At 61.7% G+C, this 14852-nt stretch carries 14 protein-coding genes and 1 pseudogene; 9 read left to right on the top strand and 6 right to left on the bottom strand.

The genetic code is table 11. The features are described 5' to 3' along the window. Positions 1–132, top strand: a pseudogene (locus GFM02_RS19330) (IS481 family transposase); the annotation flags it as partial. Here the strand turns inward: GFM02_RS19330 and GFM02_RS35475 are convergent. Continuing rightward, entirely contained in the window at positions 121–243 is a 123-nt protein-coding gene (locus GFM02_RS35475; RefSeq protein ID WP_281411274.1) for a hypothetical protein, read from the bottom strand. The pseudogene GFM02_RS19330 and the gene GFM02_RS35475 sit on opposite strands and share 12 nt — an antisense overlap. A gap of 490 nt (positions 244–733) precedes the next feature. Here GFM02_RS35475 and GFM02_RS19325 point away from each other — a divergent pair, with 490 nt between their 5' ends. The 4 genes from GFM02_RS19325 (at position 734) to GFM02_RS19310 (ending at position 5441) form a co-directional block, all read left to right on the top strand. After that, on the top strand, positions 734–2674 hold the full coding sequence (locus GFM02_RS19325; RefSeq protein WP_168322449.1) for a DUF3604 domain-containing protein: 1941 nt from the start codon (positions 734–736) through the stop codon (positions 2672–2674). A 110-nt stretch (positions 2675–2784) separates the two neighbouring features. Continuing rightward, positions 2785–3600, top strand: a complete 816-nt coding sequence (locus GFM02_RS19320) for a peptidyl-prolyl cis-trans isomerase (protein ID WP_246728907.1) — start codon at positions 2785–2787, stop codon at positions 3598–3600. Further along, positions 3597–4592, top strand: a complete 996-nt coding sequence (locus tag GFM02_RS19315; protein ID WP_168322448.1) for a HupE/UreJ family protein — start codon at positions 3597–3599, stop codon at positions 4590–4592. The genes GFM02_RS19320 and GFM02_RS19315 overlap by 4 nt, the downstream gene beginning before the upstream one ends. 555 nt (positions 4593–5147) lie before the next feature. Beyond that, positions 5148–5441: a hypothetical protein gene (locus GFM02_RS19310; RefSeq protein ID WP_131664379.1), complete on the top strand. Its 294-nt coding sequence runs from the start codon at positions 5148–5150 to the stop codon at positions 5439–5441. A 203-nt stretch (positions 5442–5644) separates the two neighbouring features. On the opposite strand, the gene GFM02_RS19305 is transcribed toward GFM02_RS19310, so the two are convergent. Beyond that, a complete protein-coding gene (locus GFM02_RS19305) occupies positions 5645–6016 on the bottom strand; it encodes a hypothetical protein (protein WP_168322447.1) in 372 nt (123 codons plus the stop codon). A 46-nt stretch (positions 6017–6062) separates the two neighbouring features. Continuing rightward, positions 6063–6521: a pyridoxamine 5'-phosphate oxidase family protein gene (locus GFM02_RS19300; protein WP_168303153.1), complete on the bottom strand. Its 459-nt coding sequence runs from the start codon at positions 6519–6521 to the stop codon at positions 6063–6065. A 128-nt stretch (positions 6522–6649) separates the two neighbouring features. On the opposite strand from GFM02_RS19300, the gene GFM02_RS19295 reads away from it, so the two are divergent. Next, a complete protein-coding gene (locus tag GFM02_RS19295; protein ID WP_168322446.1) occupies positions 6650–7471 on the top strand; it encodes a universal stress protein in 822 nt (273 codons plus the stop codon). Here GFM02_RS19295 and GFM02_RS19290 read toward each other — a convergent pair. After that, positions 7468–9330, bottom strand: a complete 1863-nt coding sequence (locus tag GFM02_RS19290) for a heavy metal translocating P-type ATPase (protein ID WP_168322445.1) — start codon at positions 9328–9330, stop codon at positions 7468–7470. The genes GFM02_RS19295 and GFM02_RS19290 overlap by 4 nt on opposite strands. Before the next feature lie 28 nt (positions 9331–9358). Then, positions 9359–9682, bottom strand: a complete 324-nt coding sequence (locus GFM02_RS19285; RefSeq protein ID WP_168270972.1) for a TraR/DksA family transcriptional regulator — start codon at positions 9680–9682, stop codon at positions 9359–9361. A gap of 238 nt (positions 9683–9920) precedes the next feature. On the opposite strand from GFM02_RS19285, the gene GFM02_RS19280 reads away from it, so the two are divergent. Together GFM02_RS19280 and GFM02_RS19275 are read left to right on the top strand one after the other, a co-directional pair. Beyond that, positions 9921–12602 (top strand): HAD-IC family P-type ATPase, encoded by a 2682-nt coding sequence (locus tag GFM02_RS19280; protein ID WP_168322455.1) that lies wholly within the window; start codon positions 9921–9923, stop codon positions 12600–12602. Between the two features lie 66 nt (positions 12603–12668). Continuing rightward, entirely contained in the window at positions 12669–13502 is an 834-nt protein-coding gene (locus tag GFM02_RS19275; protein ID WP_168270973.1) for a universal stress protein, read from the top strand. Positions 13503–14026: 524 nt separating this feature from the next. Here the strand turns inward: GFM02_RS19275 and GFM02_RS19270 are convergent. Next, the gene (locus tag GFM02_RS19270; protein WP_168283126.1) at positions 14027–14314 is read right to left on the bottom strand and encodes a hypothetical protein; all 288 of its coding nucleotides are present in this window, start codon (positions 14312–14314) and stop codon (positions 14027–14029) included. A gap of 125 nt (positions 14315–14439) precedes the next feature. Here GFM02_RS19270 and GFM02_RS19265 point away from each other — a divergent pair, with 125 nt between their 5' ends. After that, positions 14440–14793 carry a YbaN family protein gene (locus GFM02_RS19265; protein ID WP_168322454.1) on the top strand — a complete coding sequence of 118 codons (354 nt, stop codon included), beginning with the start codon at positions 14440–14442 and terminating at the stop codon, positions 14791–14793. The last annotated feature ends 59 nt before the right edge of the window (positions 14794–14852 follow it).

The raw sequence follows: 14852 nt of genomic DNA, 5'->3' as shown, positions 1-14852 counted from the left end.
TACAATTTTGGGCGCAGGCTCAAGACACTAAAGGGCCTCACCCCCTTCGAGTTCATCTGCAAAAGGTGGACTTCCGAGCCAGATCGATTCATCATCGATCCTATCCATCAAATGCCGGGACTAAACAGCTAGGTAATCCGACATGGATTTGAGAATGGCGCGAGCATCATCCTCCGCATGCGCAATCGGCGCAAAGGCTGCCAAGGCGAGTATCGCCACGGCGCAGGGACGTCCAATTTTCATGTTTTCCTCCCTCGGATTGCATATGTAAGCAAGTCAGCCGCCATGACACCACCGGTAAATAGAGACTCCCAATGAACATCACAGTACGTGCAGCTCCGAGTTTCATCACTTCCCCTACAGTAATTCTAAGCATTTTGGCCAGTCTCAACCGGGTCGGTCATGGCCTAGCATACTATTTTCCTACTAAAAGTTTCTCATGCCGTTCCGTATTTGCTATGATGTAAAGAGAGTTATCGCACTCTGTCTGGACTCAAAACGTCAATCCAGCAATATTTTTCGCGAACAATTGAATGTTCGGGAAAATGCCTAATCTCGATGATACTACAATTGCCCTCTGCTAATCGCCATATGCGGTGGTTGACACCAGGGACGGCAGCCACAGGACGCTTGAGAAGGACAAAGGAGAGACAAGGTTTCCTGTCATTGATGCAAATCAACAAATAGTCAGCTCAGACAGTTTAAGTATAACTGCTGCAAAGGGGGGAATGCGATGAAAAAGACATCTGCGACGTTGATTATTGCGGGCTTCGTAAGCCTGGGCTCTGCCTTGCCGGCTGCGACCCAGGAGACCACCGATATCGGCACTCTGGACAGTGCGAAGGCCGGAAAGGCATTTTCCAGCAAACCCGTCTACTCGCCCTATGCGGGGCGCAATTTTCCGACCCGACCGCTGTTCGGCGACACGCATCTCCACACCGGAGCCTCGTTCGACGCCGGCGCTTTCGGAGCACGGCTGACGCCTCGCGACGCTTACCGCTTCGCCCGCGGCGAGGAGATCACGGCGTCGAGCGGCCAGCCTGCCAAGTTGTCACGGCCGCTCGACTTCCTGGTGGTGGCCGACCACTCGGACAACATGGGCATGTTCCCCGACCTCTTTGCCGGCAAACCGGATGTTATCGCCGATCCGCAGGCCAAGACCTGGTACGACATGATCAAGTCGGGTCAGGGCGCCACGGCGGCGCTCGAAATCATCTTCAGCTTCGGCAAGGGAACACTGCCCAAGAGCATGATCTACGGGCCGGATACGCGTCCCTACAAAAACGCCTGGCAAGACACGATAAAGGCCGCCGAGGAATATAACGATCCGGGGCGGTTCACCGCGTTCATCGGTTATGAGTGGACGTCGAACACCGCAGGCAACAACCTGCACCGCAACGTGATCTTCCGCGACAATGCCGACAAGGCCGATCAGGTCGTGCCCTACACGACGCTTAAGCCCTTGGGCAGCGACAACCCGCGCGACCTGTGGAAGTGGATGCAGGCCTATGAGGACAAGACCGGCGGCAGCGTGCTGGCGATTGCGCACAACGGCAATCTGTCCAACGGCCGCATGTTCCCGCTGATCGAGTCCTTCACCAACAAGCCCGTGGACACCGAATATGTCGAGCAGCGGGCCAGGTGGGAACGTCTCTACGAGACGACCCAGACGAAAGGCACGGGCGAAGCGCACCCGGCGCTGTCGCCGAATGACGAGTTCGCCGATTTCGAGATTTGGGATTTCGGTAATCTCGATGCCAGCGTGCCGAAGACGCCTGACATGCTGGAGTTTGAATATACAAGGTCCGCGCTGAAGAACGGCCTCAAGCTCGAAGCCGAACTCGGCACGAACCCCTACAAGTTCGGGCTGGTCGGCAGTTCGGACGCGCATACGGGCCTTGCGGCCATGGAAGAGGAAAATTTCTTCGGCAAGACCACGCCGCAGGAGCCGAGCCCCGAGCGTCTGACGGCAACCTTCGTCAAGGACGCCAAGACCGGGATTACGGTGATGGACTGGGAGGTCGGCGCGTCGGGCTACGCGGCTGTATGGGCCGCGGAAAACACGCGAGAGTCGATCTGGGACGCGATGCAGCGCAAGGAGACCTACGCGACTACCGGACCGCGCATGGCCGTGCGCTTCTTCGGTGGCTGGGATTTCGAGCCGGCCGATGCCGAGACCCGCAACCCCGGCGCGATCGGTTACGGCAAGGGCGTCCCCATGGGCGGCGACCTGACCGCAGCGCCGGAGGGCAAGGCACCGTCGTTCCTCGTCGCCGCGCTGCGAGACCCGATCGGAGCCAATCTCGACCGCTATCAGATCGTCAAGGGCTGGCTCGACGACAAAGGCGAGACGCATGAGCAAATATACGACGTCGCCTGGGGCGGGGATCGCAAACCGGGCGCCGACGGCAAGGTGCCATCGGTCGGCAGCACCGTCGACATCGAGAACGCGACCTGGACCAACACGATCGGCGCGCCGGAACTGATCGCCGTGTGGAAGGACCCCAGCTTTAATCCGAAGCAGAAGGCCTTTTACTACGGACGCGTCATCGAGATACCGACGCCGCGGTGGACCGCCTATGATGCCAAACGGTTCGGCAACAAGCCGCTCGAGAGTACGCGGATGACCGTCAGCGAACGCGCCTATACCTCGCCGATCTGGTACACGCCGTGATAGCGGTGCCGGCGGTTGAATCGTCCGCTGCACCGTCGGGGCCCTCATCCGGTGAACGCGTGAGCACGATCTTGTTGAAACGCGTGTTGATGGAACCACTGGTCCACTTCATGGCTCTGGCGCTGCTGATCTTCGCAGGCTACGGGCTCTTGGGCCCTGATACGGACGACAAGCCGGACACCATCGTCGTCACGGCGCCGAAGATCGAGCAGATGGCGACCGTGTTCACAAAGACCTGGCAGCGCCCGCCAACAGCCGAGGAATTGAAGGGTCTGATCGACGATCATGTGAAGGAGGAAATTCTGGTACGCCAGGCGCTGGAACTCGGGCTCGACAGGGACGACACTGTCGTTCGTCGCCGCTTGCGCCAGAAGATGGAATTCCTGAACGCGGCCGACGCCGAAACGCTGACAGCGACCGATGCGGAGCTCGATGCCTATCTGAAAGCCAATGCAGCCACGTTCGAGATCGATCCGATGCTGGCCTTCCAGCAGGTGTTTCTCAACCCTCAGCGGCGCGACGACACGATCGCACAGGACGCGGCTTCCGTCCTCGAAGCACTGCTGACCAACCCGGCCACGGACCGCGCCCTTTTTGGCGACCCCACGCTGCTTCCGCCCGACCTGCCGCTTTCGAGCAAGACATCGATCGGTCAAACCTTCGGCGCCGAATTCGTGGAAGAACTCGACAAGGCCCCGCTGGGCCAGTGGACGGGTCCCGTCGCCAGCGGTTACGGGTTGCATCTGATCCGGGTGTCTGACCGCCTGCCCGGCCGAGTGCCGGCGCTCGACGTGGTGCGCGACGTCGTTGCGCGAGAGTGGACGAACGCCAAGCGCAAGGAACTTGAAGACCAGCGATTCGCCGAACTGCTCAAGCGCTATGTGGTGAGCATCGAAAGCCCGGCTGGTGCGGAAACCGGCCCATGACGCGGCTTGGCGCCCTGCTGGCAGTGCTCATCCCGGTGTTCCTGGCCACGTCCGGCATGGCCCATGAGATCAGGCCGGCCTATCTCGACATGCGCGAAACCGCTCCGCACGAGTTCGCCGTCGTCTGGAAGGTGCCGGCGCAGGGCGACATGCGTCTCGGCCTCTATGCAAGTCTGCCGAAGCCGTGCATCGAGAAAGCCGAACCGGTGAGGTCGATCGTGAACGGAGCTTATCTGGAGCGAAGGACCGTCGCCTGTGCAGGGGGATTGAGGGGCGGCGAGATCGGCATCAACGGCCTCAAGTCGACCATGACCGAAGCGCTCGTCCGCATCGAATACGCGAACGGCGATACGGAGGTCGTGCGCCTCATGCCGGACGCGCCCTCTTTCGTCGCAGCAGGCGCACAGACCAGCCTCGAGGTCGCTCAGACCTATTTTCTGCTGGGCGCCGACCACATACTCTCAGGCCTCGATCACCTGCTCTTCGTGCTTGCGCTCATGCTACTCATTCGAGGCCGCTGGATGCTGGTCAAGACGATCACTGCCTTTACGATCGCCCACAGCATCACGCTGGCTGGAGCGTCGCTCGGATATTTCAGCCTGCCGCAGAAACCGGTGGAAGCGACGATCGCCCTCAGCATCGCATTTGTCGCAAACGAACTGATCAAGACGAAGCCGGGCGAAAGGCGGCTCTCCGAGAGCTACCCCTGGGTCGTGGCCTTCGCGTTCGGGCTGCTGCACGGCTTCGGGTTCGCTGGCGCCCTGAAGGAAATCGGCTTGCCGCAATCCGATGTGCCGATGAGTCTCCTGACATTCAACCTGGGTGTGGAAGCCGGACAGTTGATCTTCGTTGCCATGGCGCTGGTCCTGGTTAGGGCGGCAAACGCGCTGATCGCGATGCCACCCGCGCCGGCGCGCCAGATCGGCGCCTACATGATCGGCACGGCCGCGATGTTGTGGCTCATTCCCCGCATCGCCAGCTTGGCGGCGTGAGCGGCGAGATCCACTGAAGGTCTGCTTCTCGCTCTGTTCGCGACAAACGGAGCCAGAAGTAGAAGGTGCGCCTTGGTCAAGCCGCGCCGTCAGGCAGGTCAGATGGCTTCAACGCATCGACAACGGCGCTTGGGCGAGCAGGCGCCGGACGTTTGACGGAGAAGCTTCCGTTTTGCCCCGAACGATCCGCTTTGATCCTCGTCGACAAGGACGGCGGCTATGGCACGATGATCGCTGCGCCGTTGATGCGGCCTGCGCGCAGGTCGCCGAGGGCCTCGTCGCGACGTGAAGGTCCGGCAGACGCCGCAGGCTTCCACCTTGACGACGACCTGGCCGTGCGGCGCTGGCGGGTCCGGCCGCTCCACCTGTTCGAGTACCATCGCCCTCACGTTTCCCTCCATCGGCATGTACCACCGCCGTAGTCGTATCACCACCTTCCCGATCTTGGCTTGATCCCGGTCAAACGTCCGGATTGATGCTCGTCAAAGACGGAATGCCGTAGGTCCGATAACCTCCCTGGACACAGCGCCACGACCTCATCCAAAGGAGACGGACATGCGCGAACAGACCTGTAAGACAGCAACGACCGCAGCCACATCGGTTCCGCCGGTCGAGCGAACCTCCGCCGACCTGGTTCTCGAACGTCGGGACGAGGATCGTTGGGAGGTGACGGCGGCGACGCCGCGAGGCCAGGCGTGGGCGAGAGATCATTTCTGCTGCGCGCTTCGGCAATCCTTCAGTGGCACCATGTGTCTCGACATCATGAGTGCCGATCGGCTGCTCAAGGAAGCCCATGTCGATGGACTGACCACCGAGTTCGTCAGCCTGTCTGGAAAGGACATATACTGAGATGTTCGCCACAATTGTCTGCGCCATCGGCCGAGGATCCCGGCAACGCATGCTCCAGCGCGTCGAAACGGCCCGCGCGCAGCATGCGCCCAACGGAAGCCTCCACCTCGTTCACGCGGTAGAGGGCCTCCCTTCGTCGGCCTCGCCGGACGATTGGGCGGTCGAGGTGATGGCCGCCGCCGAGACCCGGTAAGCCGCGCGCTTCACACGACCGTCTTCGCCTCAGCCTCCCTGACCTGACCGGCGGCGACGTCACGATACAGTTCGGCGGTGTGCGACAATAGTCGTGATCCGGTCTCGCAAAGCCTCGACACCTCTGTAGGAAATTCCTCCAGTTCGGTCTCGACAAAGTCCGAAAGAACCTCGACCGCATCGCCGTTTTCGATACTGCAGGCAAGTCGAGTCAGAAATTCAAAGCATCGAAGCCCTCGCCGAGCGGCGGACGCCGTCAAATCCGTGGTGATCGTGGTCGACGCGACGAAGATCTGCTCTTGAATCAGAGCCCCCGGGCGAAAAACCGGCGCGAGGTTGGACGTGAAAGTGGCGCGTGGATAGAGGCTGGGGAGATATGGCATGTGGTGCTCCGTTTATGGGATAGGGGTTCAGGGCGAGCATCGACTCTCATTCCGTCCTGACGGCGCTCCGTCCTGATACGGCGGTGACGGCAATGCCGTAGAAGACGTGCGGAGAGCCTTCGAGCACCGGGGGTTCCTGCAGCGTCATGGCGCCGATCTCCCACCAGTCAGGATGCTTTTGAAGAAGTGACCAGGCATGCAACCTCTCGCTTCGCCGCGCGTCGCTGTCCGGAAACTCCTCGAACCGCCCTTCGACGACGACGCTCGCCCAGCCGCCGACGGCGGGACGCTGCTCGACGTGAAGGCAGACCCTGTCGTTCCCCCGCATCCAGTCGAGCTTCTTGCCGGGCATGGTGAAGCTATAGGCAACGCCGCTGGAAAATGCGAAATAGATCGCCGCCACGTAAGGCTGGCCATTCTTGCAGCAGGCGAGATGACCGAAGTGCGCGCTCTCAAGAATGCGGTAGCACTGGGCCGGGGTGAGTTCCGTCAGCTTCATCGTCATGGTCACGCACTCCGCTCGTATCGAAGGCACGATCATAAGAGTTTCCTGAGAACCCGGCCTTGATCAAGCGCAATGCAAACTTCTCCGCAGGATGCATCATGACCACTATTTAACCTCAGGAGGCCAGCATGAAGCCGCAGTTCCATCTTCCGTTATCGACCTATCCCGACGCGAGTTCCTTCACCATAATCGACAACGCAGTCGACCTCGCTCGCCAGAACGACGCCGATCTCGTCGCGAGCGTCCCGGAAGTCCGGATCCCCCAAGTCCATCAGCCCTTCCCGACATTTATCGATGTCGACACATGGCGGGGACAAGCAGAGCGGTATAGCCGGGACAGCGGTGCTTCGCTGCGGGAACACGTCACCGACGCTGTCTCGGAAACTGGCTTCGAGGTGCGAATCCACGGATTCGAGGTCACGGAACCGTTCGTCTATGAACGCTTTTCGGAAATTGCCAGGTGCCACGACCTGTCTATTGTCGAGGCATCGGAACTCTCCCGCCAGCTTTCCGGGACGCTGCTGTTCGGGAGCGGCCGTCCACTCGTCCTATTTCCTGCCACCAGCGTCTGCTCTCATGTGAACACGATCGCCGTTGCCTGGGACGGCAGCGCCACCGCGGCACGTGCCCTTTCCTGCGCCCGCTTGTTCATCGAGCGCGCAACCAAGGTGCATGTCATCTCGATCACCGACGACAAGGAGATCGACGAGGCGAACCGCGCGCTGCTGATCTCTTGTCTGAAACACGCGGGATTGGAAGTGGAAGACGTATCGATCCAGGCAGGCGGCGAGACCGCGACCGCCGCCATCCAATCGGCCGCGCTGGAACGAAAGGCGGACCTATTGGTCGCGGGCGGGTTCGGCCATTCGCGGCTTCGTGAGTTCATCCTCGGCGGCGTCACTCGGGAACTGCTCGTCAAGGCCGAGCTGCCGGTGCTTCTCGCCCATTAGAGGGCGCGAAGGGCGTTGAGAATGACCGCCACGTCGATGGCCTCCTGAAGCAATGCGCCGCCGACTGGCGGAAGGTAGCCCGCTCCCGCGAACCCCATCGCGAGGAGCGAGAGACCTATGCCGGCATAGATGCTCTGAAGCGCGATCTTGCGCGAACGACGCGCGATGCCGATCGCCGTTGTTATCCTGGTGAGGTCGTCCCGGACGAGCACGATATCCGCGGCCTCCGCGGCCGCCGCAAGGTTCTCGACCCCCACCGCGATTCCGACGTCGGCTGCCGCCAGCGCTGGCGCGTCGTTCACGCCGTCGCCGACCATCAGCACCCTTCCGTGGACGCGTTCCTTTTCGATGACTGCGACTTTGTCTGCGGGAGCGAGCCTCGCCGCGACGCCGTCCAAGCCCAGCGAGCGAGCTATGGCTGTCGCGATCGGCAGCTCGTCGCCGGAAGCCAGGACTATTCGAGTGATCCCCACTGCTCTGAGCTGGGTGACGAGTTGGACAGCGTCTTTGCGAAGCCGGTCTTCGAGCGTGATCGTGCCAGCCGGCGTGCCGTCAAACAGTACCTTCACGCGCATCGCGCTGCTTGAACCGTTCGATCCCGAGCGCAGCGCCTCTCCGAAATAGGTGTCTCCTCCGACGCCGACACGCACGCCATCGACTATTCCGGAGATTCCGGATCCCGCGGTCTCGGTCACCTGCGATGGACGGCTCAGTACCAACCCACGTCTATGCGCCTCGTCCACCAGCGCGCGCCCTACCACATGGCCCGACGCCTGGTCCAGCGAGGCGGCCAGCCGCAGGATCCTGTCGGGATGTTCCGGGCCCTCGATGTGACCGACTTCCGGCTGTCCCGCGGTGAGCGTCCCCGTCTTGTCGAACACTGCTACGGTGGCCTGTGCGAGGGCCTCGAGAGGTCCCGCACCCTTCACCAGAACGCCCTCCTTGGCGGCTTTTGAAGTGCCGGCCGCAAGTGCGACGGGTACGGCCAATATCAACGGACAGGGCGTGGCGACAACCAGCACGGCCACGATCCTTGACAGGTCTCCGGACATGAATGCCGAGACTCCTGCGATCGCTACCGTCGCGAACAGGAACCAGACCGAGAACCGGTCGGCCAGGCGCATCAGCTTCGCCTTGGAGCGCCTCGATGCTTCCACGAGCCTGACTATACCGGCATAGGTGCTGTCCTCGGCGCGGTTTAAAACGCGGATTTCAATCGCATCGCCCTCGTTCGTAGCACCGCTCGAAATCTTGCCACCCCTGGCGATGCGCACTGGGAAAGGCTCTCCGGTCAGCACCGCCTGGTCGATCGTCGCGGCTTCGCCGACGAGCGCCCCGTCGGCCGGTACGACGTCGCCCTTGCGTATCAGGAGCACGTCGCCGACTGCGATCTTCTCGATCGGAATTTCTTCGAAACCGGCTCCGGCAAGCCGCAAGGCCGTCCGCGGAACTTGCGCCAGCAAAGCCGACATCCCCTCGTCGGCGCGACGATGTGCGTATGCCTCCAGAAACTGACCGCCGGAATACATGAGACCGACGATCGCTCCGGCAAGATATTCGCCGAACCACAAGGAGGATCCCATGGCCAGGGCCGCGATCAGATCCAGGCCGTATTCCTGCTTCCGCAGCTTCTTGGCGATCTCAATGCAAAGAGACAGCAGAATCAGGCTGGTGCAGCCTACAAGGATTAAACGATATCCAAGCCCGTGACCCGCGAGATAGAGGGCGAGTGCGGCTGAAAGAGCAAGGAGCGACGACAGCACCAGAAGGCCCGACCGGGAGCCCGCCGCCCTCAATCGCGACACCCCGTCCTGAGGCCACGCCCACCTATCAGCCCACCAAGCCGCCGCTGTAGCCACCTCTCACCCTCCCATCAATCCGGAAGCCTCAGCGAAACGATTTTGCGCAATCGATGCAGAACGGCGTATAGGGAACCGCAGTCAGCCGCTCCTTGCCGATCGGATGGTGGCATTTGGCGCATTGTCCGTATGTGCCGTCGTTCAGCCTGCCGATCGCCGCGTCGATGGCCGCGATCTGGTCACGTCCCTCGGCTTGCATCTCGCGAAGAACTTCGTCGTTCTCAACCTGGGTCGCGCGCTCCTCGCTGTCCTTATCGAGCGCGACGCAGAGATCCGCATCGATCGCTTCGAGACGACGGACAAGGTCATCCTTCATCGTCTGCAACACCGTCTGTACCGAGCTTTTATTCATTTTAGTCGCCTTTCAATCTTGCCGGATCAATCTCAGTCCACACGCGATGCCGTCAGAATACCGATCCAAACGCACCGCCATCAGAACGCAGTGGCCGCATATGCCGCGGCCCACAAATCGTCTGCAGCATATCTCAATGCGATCGGAGCTCCTTGATCCCGGTCAATGCCGCCTGCGCGGGCGCACATAGGCTGTCGAGCGAGCTTTCAATGAAATCGTTGCGACAAGCCCGGAGCCCATCATGAATCTCACGGCGCAGACACCCGCCCCGACGACGCCAGCCGTGATCGGACTGACGAGCGTCGAGGCCGAGGAACGCCTTGCCGAGCTCGGACCAAACACCCTGCCCGAGCCTCAGCCTCCATCGCCGCTGAAGGTCTTCCTCGTTCAATTTCGCAACCCGATCATCTACATCCTTTTGCTGGCGTCAGCGCTCTCGTTTGCGACCGGCAGGATCGAAGACGCCCTGTTCATCTTGGTCGTGCTTCTGATCAATGCGGCCATCGGCACCTACCAGGAGTACTCTGCGGATCGAGCGGCCGCCGCCCTTCGCAAGCTTGAGCAGCCGTCGGCCCGGGTCATCCGGGACGGCGCGGCTTGCCGGATCGAGGCCAAGAGGCTGGTCGTCGGCGATCTCGTTCTTCTGGAATCCGGCGACAGAATCCCTGCCGATCTGACGCTTGTCGATGCAAGCGACCTCCGGTGCGACGAGTCGCTTCTGACCGGCGAGTCGAAACCGGTCGCCAAAGGGCGCACCGTCGAAGGATCGCCGGATGAAACCCGCAGTTCCATGCTGCTGCTCGCGGGTTCCCTGGTGACGCGCGGGCGAGCCAAAGGCGTCGTGACCGCTACGGGTACCGCGACCATGCTTGGCGGCATCGCCGCCGAGTTGGGAAGAGCTAGTTCGTCGCAGCCCCCGCTTGTCGCCCGGCTGGCGAAGTTCACGAACGCGCTCGCTCTTTTCGTAGGATTGGCAGCATTGGTGCTGGTCGTCGCGGGCTTCATGCGGGGCCTCCCTCTGCACGATCTGGTCATGATGTCCGTAGGTCTGGCGGTGAGCGCTGTTCCTGAAGGGCTTCCGATCGCCATCTCCATCGCGCTTGCCGTCAGCATGCGGCGGATGGCCACCCGCAACGTCATCGTCCGAAGCATGCCGGCCGTGGAGGCTCTAGGTTCGACAACGATGATCGCCACGGACAAGACGGGGACATTGACCAGCAACGTGCAGACGGTGACCGAAATTCGCCTGCCGGACGGCACGGACATCGCCCTCGACGCGCATGCCGATCTCGACAGGTGCGAGGCCAGGGCGAGCGGTCTGGACGACGACCTGGTCCGCGAGAGGGCGCGCAGGCTGCTACGCGCCGCACTGCTTGCAAACGAAGGAAGCCTCGTTCGCCGGGACGATCTCTGGCTCGCTGCCGGCGATACGGTCGACGTGGCGCTTCTTGCAGCAGGGCGAAAGGCGGGGCTGGGACAGGAAGAGCTGAACGACCGATACCCGCTGGCGGCAAGAATCGCCTACGAGCCCGAGCACAAATACGCTGCATCCTTCCACCACGGCAGCGATCGGATCCATGTCTTCGTCAAGGGGGCGTCGGAGGTGCTCATCGAGATGGCGGATCGGATGGACGTCGCGGGCAGCGCTGTCGAGATCGACCGCGCTTCGCTTTTGGCGCAGAAGGAAGAAATGGCCGCTCGGGGGCTCAGGGTGCTCGCGTTCGCCGAAGGGGAAGTCGGCGCGACGCTCGCCGGAAGCCTCGGACACGGTCACCTTGTCGATCTCGTGTTCCTGGGGCTGGCCGGACTGCAGGACCCGGTTCGACCGGAAGTGCTGCAGGCTATGAAAGACTGCCGCGCGGCCGGCGTGGACGTAGTGATGGTGACCGGGGACGACCCGCGGACTGCTGCCGCGATTGCCAGAGATGCCGGCCTGGGCTTTCTTGCCAGCCAGGTCGTTTCGGGCCACGACATCGATGAAGCTGCGCGAGCGGGCGACCAACGGCTGGACGAGATTACGAGAGAGGCCCGCATCTACGCCCGCGTGCAGCCGGCGCAGAAATCGGCGATCGTCGCATCCCTGATCCGCAATGGCCACATCGTCGCCGTCACCGGAGACGGCGTGAACGACGGTCCGGCGTTGAAGAAGGCGCATGTCGGGGTCGCAATGGGGCTCAGAGGAACCGAGGTGGCGAAGGAAAGCGCCGATCTCGTCATCACGGACGACAACTTTGCATCCATCGTCGCGGGGATCGCAGAAGGCCGGGCAGCCTATCGCAACATCCGCAAGGTAGTGCTGATGTCGGTGGCAACGGGCGCCGCCGAGGTCCTGCTCTTCATGCTCGCGCTGCCATTCGGCCTACCCATGCCGCTCCTCCCTGTTCAGCTCTTATGGCTCAATCTCGTGACAAACGGCATCCAGGACGTCGCCCTTGCAGGGGGAAGGCCGGAAGGAGACGAGCTGGCGGGGCCGCCACGTTCTCCGCTCGAGCCTCTCCTCGACCGGCTGATGATCCGTCGCGTCGTTCAATCGACGCTTGTCATCGGCGCGGGTGCCTTCCTGGCCTTTCAGTGGATGCTCGCGCACGGGTATGGCGTTCCCGAAGCCCGCAACATAACGCTTCTGATCTTCGTGATGTTCGAGAACGTCCAGACGCTGGCAAGCTCCTCCGAGAAAAGATCGATATTCTCCGTCGACATCCTCCGAAACCGGTTCCTACTCCTCAGCGTGCTCGCCGCCCAGACGATCCACATCTCGGCGATGTACGTGCCGTGGCTCAGCGGAACGCTCGGCCTTTCGCCCATCACGCCTCTCGAATGGGCCCTCAGCATGCTTGTGGCGAGCTCCCTCGTTTTCGTGACCGAGGCCGACAAGCTCGTCTGCCGGCGACGGCGCGGTCGTTCACCCCGTGTTGCTTGATGAAGATCAAAGACTTCGTCACGGGCGTCGATATCCTTACGCTATTCAACAAGAGAGGTGATCGAAATGTCCATTCGCACGGTATTGAGCATCCTGAGTTCCAAATATTTCGACGAAGACCTGAAGGCCGCCGCAGAGTTTTGCGGAGCCTCAGGAGCACATCTCAGCGCGGTCGTGATCTGCATGGGAGCGTCGCCAATGATGGGAGAATACAACTCCCTCTCGACCGTCTGGCTGGAAGAACGCCAGCGCGAAATCGAGGAACTCGTCAAAAAAGCCGAAGAGATCAAGGCATACCTGTCGCGCACCGACCTGTCCTACGACGTGCAGGACGTCTATACGGAATATGCTTTTGCGCAGGAGGACGTTGCAGAACGGGCGCTCTATGCCGACGTCGTTCTCGTCGGCCGCCAAGCGTGCAAGGATGAGGAACTCCAGAAACGGGTCATGAATGGCGCTCTGTTCCAGACGCCGACGCCGGTCATCATCAACCGCGGACGGCGGCCGCTCTCTTCCACTTCCAAATCGATCGTACTGGCATGGGATTCGAGCGACGAGGCGTCGCGTGCCGCAAGGCAAGCCCTCGACCTGCTGAAGACGGCCGACTGCGTCTACGTGACGATGATCGACCCGGTCTCACGAGAGCGGGTGAATGGAGAGGAGCCAGGCGCCGACATCGCGAGCTTCCTCTCCCGTCACGGGGTCAAGGTTCAGGTGGATCGCGTGGCCAGCGGCGGAAACACGGCCGACGAGATCCTGAGGCAGCATGCGACGGACGTGAATGCCGATCTGATCGTCATGGGTGCGTACAATCACCCTCGCTGGCAGCAGACGCTCTTCGGAGGCGTGACGCGCAACATGATCGAGCAAAGCAGCATGCCAATATTCATGGCTCACTGAAGGGATGAACCCGGCGGCACACGTGCGTCCCGCCGGGCCGCTAGGGCGACGCTGTTTTCGAGCGTGGTCAGCGTGACCGCCGGCGTATCCGCCGCAGAGGAGCGACGTCAACTCCTTCACGCGGCGTCCGCCGTCGCACGCGCAGTCTCGAAAAATCTGGCGAGCACCGCCTCTTCGGGCGTCAGAAACGTGTTCTTTGGAGCAGACCAGCCTTGTCGACGGCCGCCTTCACTGCCGACACTACTTCCTGATCGAGCCGCTCGACAAGCAGCCCGGGATCGACTTCATCCGAAGTCAGCGCGCCCTTCTGTATCTGCGCTTTCGTGGTGGCGACGCCGGGCTCTCGTGTGACGCTGCGCTCTGTAGATCGTCCGTTGAGATGCGGTATTGCAAGCCGCCTCGGCCGGCCTGTTTTTCCTTGCCCGCGCCAGCCAGTCCGAACATCACTAATCTCATCAACGCAGTCCTTTGATGCAGATCGTTCTTTGGTTTTTCGTGGCCGCGAGGCGGCGCTTCATCAAGCCCTAGTGCAACCGCGACCGTTCCAGCTTCCACGCGGTGACGTCGCTGGCGGAGACGCTTAACCGGGAGTGGGGGGAACCTTCGCCGCTCAGGATTTTCGACGTTGCTATTTCGCAGATCGCGCCGAGGCTCTGCTGAAGCCGGGTCTCGTCGGCCCGAGGCGGGCTGGCCATCTCGTGGAGCGCGGCGCGATCGACTACAATCACACGATGGGCGCCTTCATGTTCCATCACCACGACGCCCGCCTCGCCGGATGATTTCAGAAACGCGGTAACGAACCTCGGCAGCATCGCACTCTCCATGTCGTGCAGTTGATGGAGAGCATGTTAGACGTCTGCGCAAATCCGTCTTTGAGGGATGTCAAAGAACCGAACGCTCTCCAAGTCTATAGTCGTTGAAAATCTTGGAGATGAAGATGCGTACCCTGATGATGACGATCGCCTGGGCCTCGGTCGCCGCTGCAATCGTCGGCATTTTCCTGCCTCTGCTTCCGACGACGCCATTTCTGCTGCTGTCGGCGGGGATATTCGCCCGCACCTCGCCAAGGTTCGAGTCCTGGCTTCTGGATCATCCATGGCTCGGCGCTTCGGTAAGGGCATGGCGCGAGCGCGGGGCAATCAGATCAAGGGCGAAGGCTATGGCGGCGCTGACCATCGCGGCCAGCTTCCTGCTGCTCGTCTGGCTTGATCCCGGCCCCTTGCCACTCGCAGTCGTCGCTGTGATCCTCAGCGCCTGTGTCGCATTCATCGTCACCCGTCCGTCGGCGTGACCTCTCTTGAAGAACCTCAACAAAGAATCGTGTCAATACAAAAGAAATCAAGACCATTC

It is taken from the genome of Rhizobium leguminosarum bv. viciae (genome assembly GCF_012276115.1).
GTDB classification, from domain to species: Bacteria; Pseudomonadota; Alphaproteobacteria; order Rhizobiales; family Rhizobiaceae; genus Rhizobium; species Rhizobium leguminosarum_T.
The sequence above is the reverse complement of the archived record's forward strand: the minus strand, read 5'-3'. Positions and strand labels throughout refer to the sequence as shown.

Bases quoted from the DNA above. Each gene is read 5' to 3' on its own strand.
- GFM02_RS19270 (WP_168283126.1), bottom strand. From the start codon at position 14,314: ATGCTGCCGAGGTTCGTTACCGCGTTTCTGAAATCATCCGGCGAGGCG.
- GFM02_RS19285 (WP_168270972.1), bottom strand. From the start codon at position 9,682: ATGAATAAAAGCTCGGTACAGACGGTGTTGCAGACGATGAAGGATGAC.
- GFM02_RS19300 (WP_168303153.1), bottom strand. From the start codon at position 6,521: ATGACGATGAAGCTGACGGAACTCACCCCGGCCCAGTGCTACCGCATT.
- GFM02_RS19315 (WP_168322448.1), top strand. From the start codon at position 3,597: ATGACGCGGCTTGGCGCCCTGCTGGCAGTGCTCATCCCGGTGTTCCTG.
- GFM02_RS35475 (WP_281411274.1), bottom strand. From the start codon at position 243: ATGAAAATTGGACGTCCCTGCGCCGTGGCGATACTCGCCTTGGCAGCC.
- GFM02_RS19325 (WP_168322449.1), top strand. From the start codon at position 734: ATGAAAAAGACATCTGCGACGTTGATTATTGCGGGCTTCGTAAGCCTG.
- GFM02_RS19265 (WP_168322454.1), top strand. From the start codon at position 14,440: ATGCGTACCCTGATGATGACGATCGCCTGGGCCTCGGTCGCCGCTGCA.
- GFM02_RS19310 (WP_131664379.1), top strand. From the start codon at position 5,148: ATGCGCGAACAGACCTGTAAGACAGCAACGACCGCAGCCACATCGGTT.
- GFM02_RS19320 (WP_246728907.1), top strand. From the start codon at position 2,785: ATGGCTCTGGCGCTGCTGATCTTCGCAGGCTACGGGCTCTTGGGCCCT.
- GFM02_RS19275 (WP_168270973.1), top strand. From the start codon at position 12,669: ATGTCCATTCGCACGGTATTGAGCATCCTGAGTTCCAAATATTTCGAC.
- GFM02_RS19295 (WP_168322446.1), top strand. From the start codon at position 6,650: ATGAAGCCGCAGTTCCATCTTCCGTTATCGACCTATCCCGACGCGAGT.
- GFM02_RS19305 (WP_168322447.1), bottom strand. From the start codon at position 6,016: ATGCCATATCTCCCCAGCCTCTATCCACGCGCCACTTTCACGTCCAAC.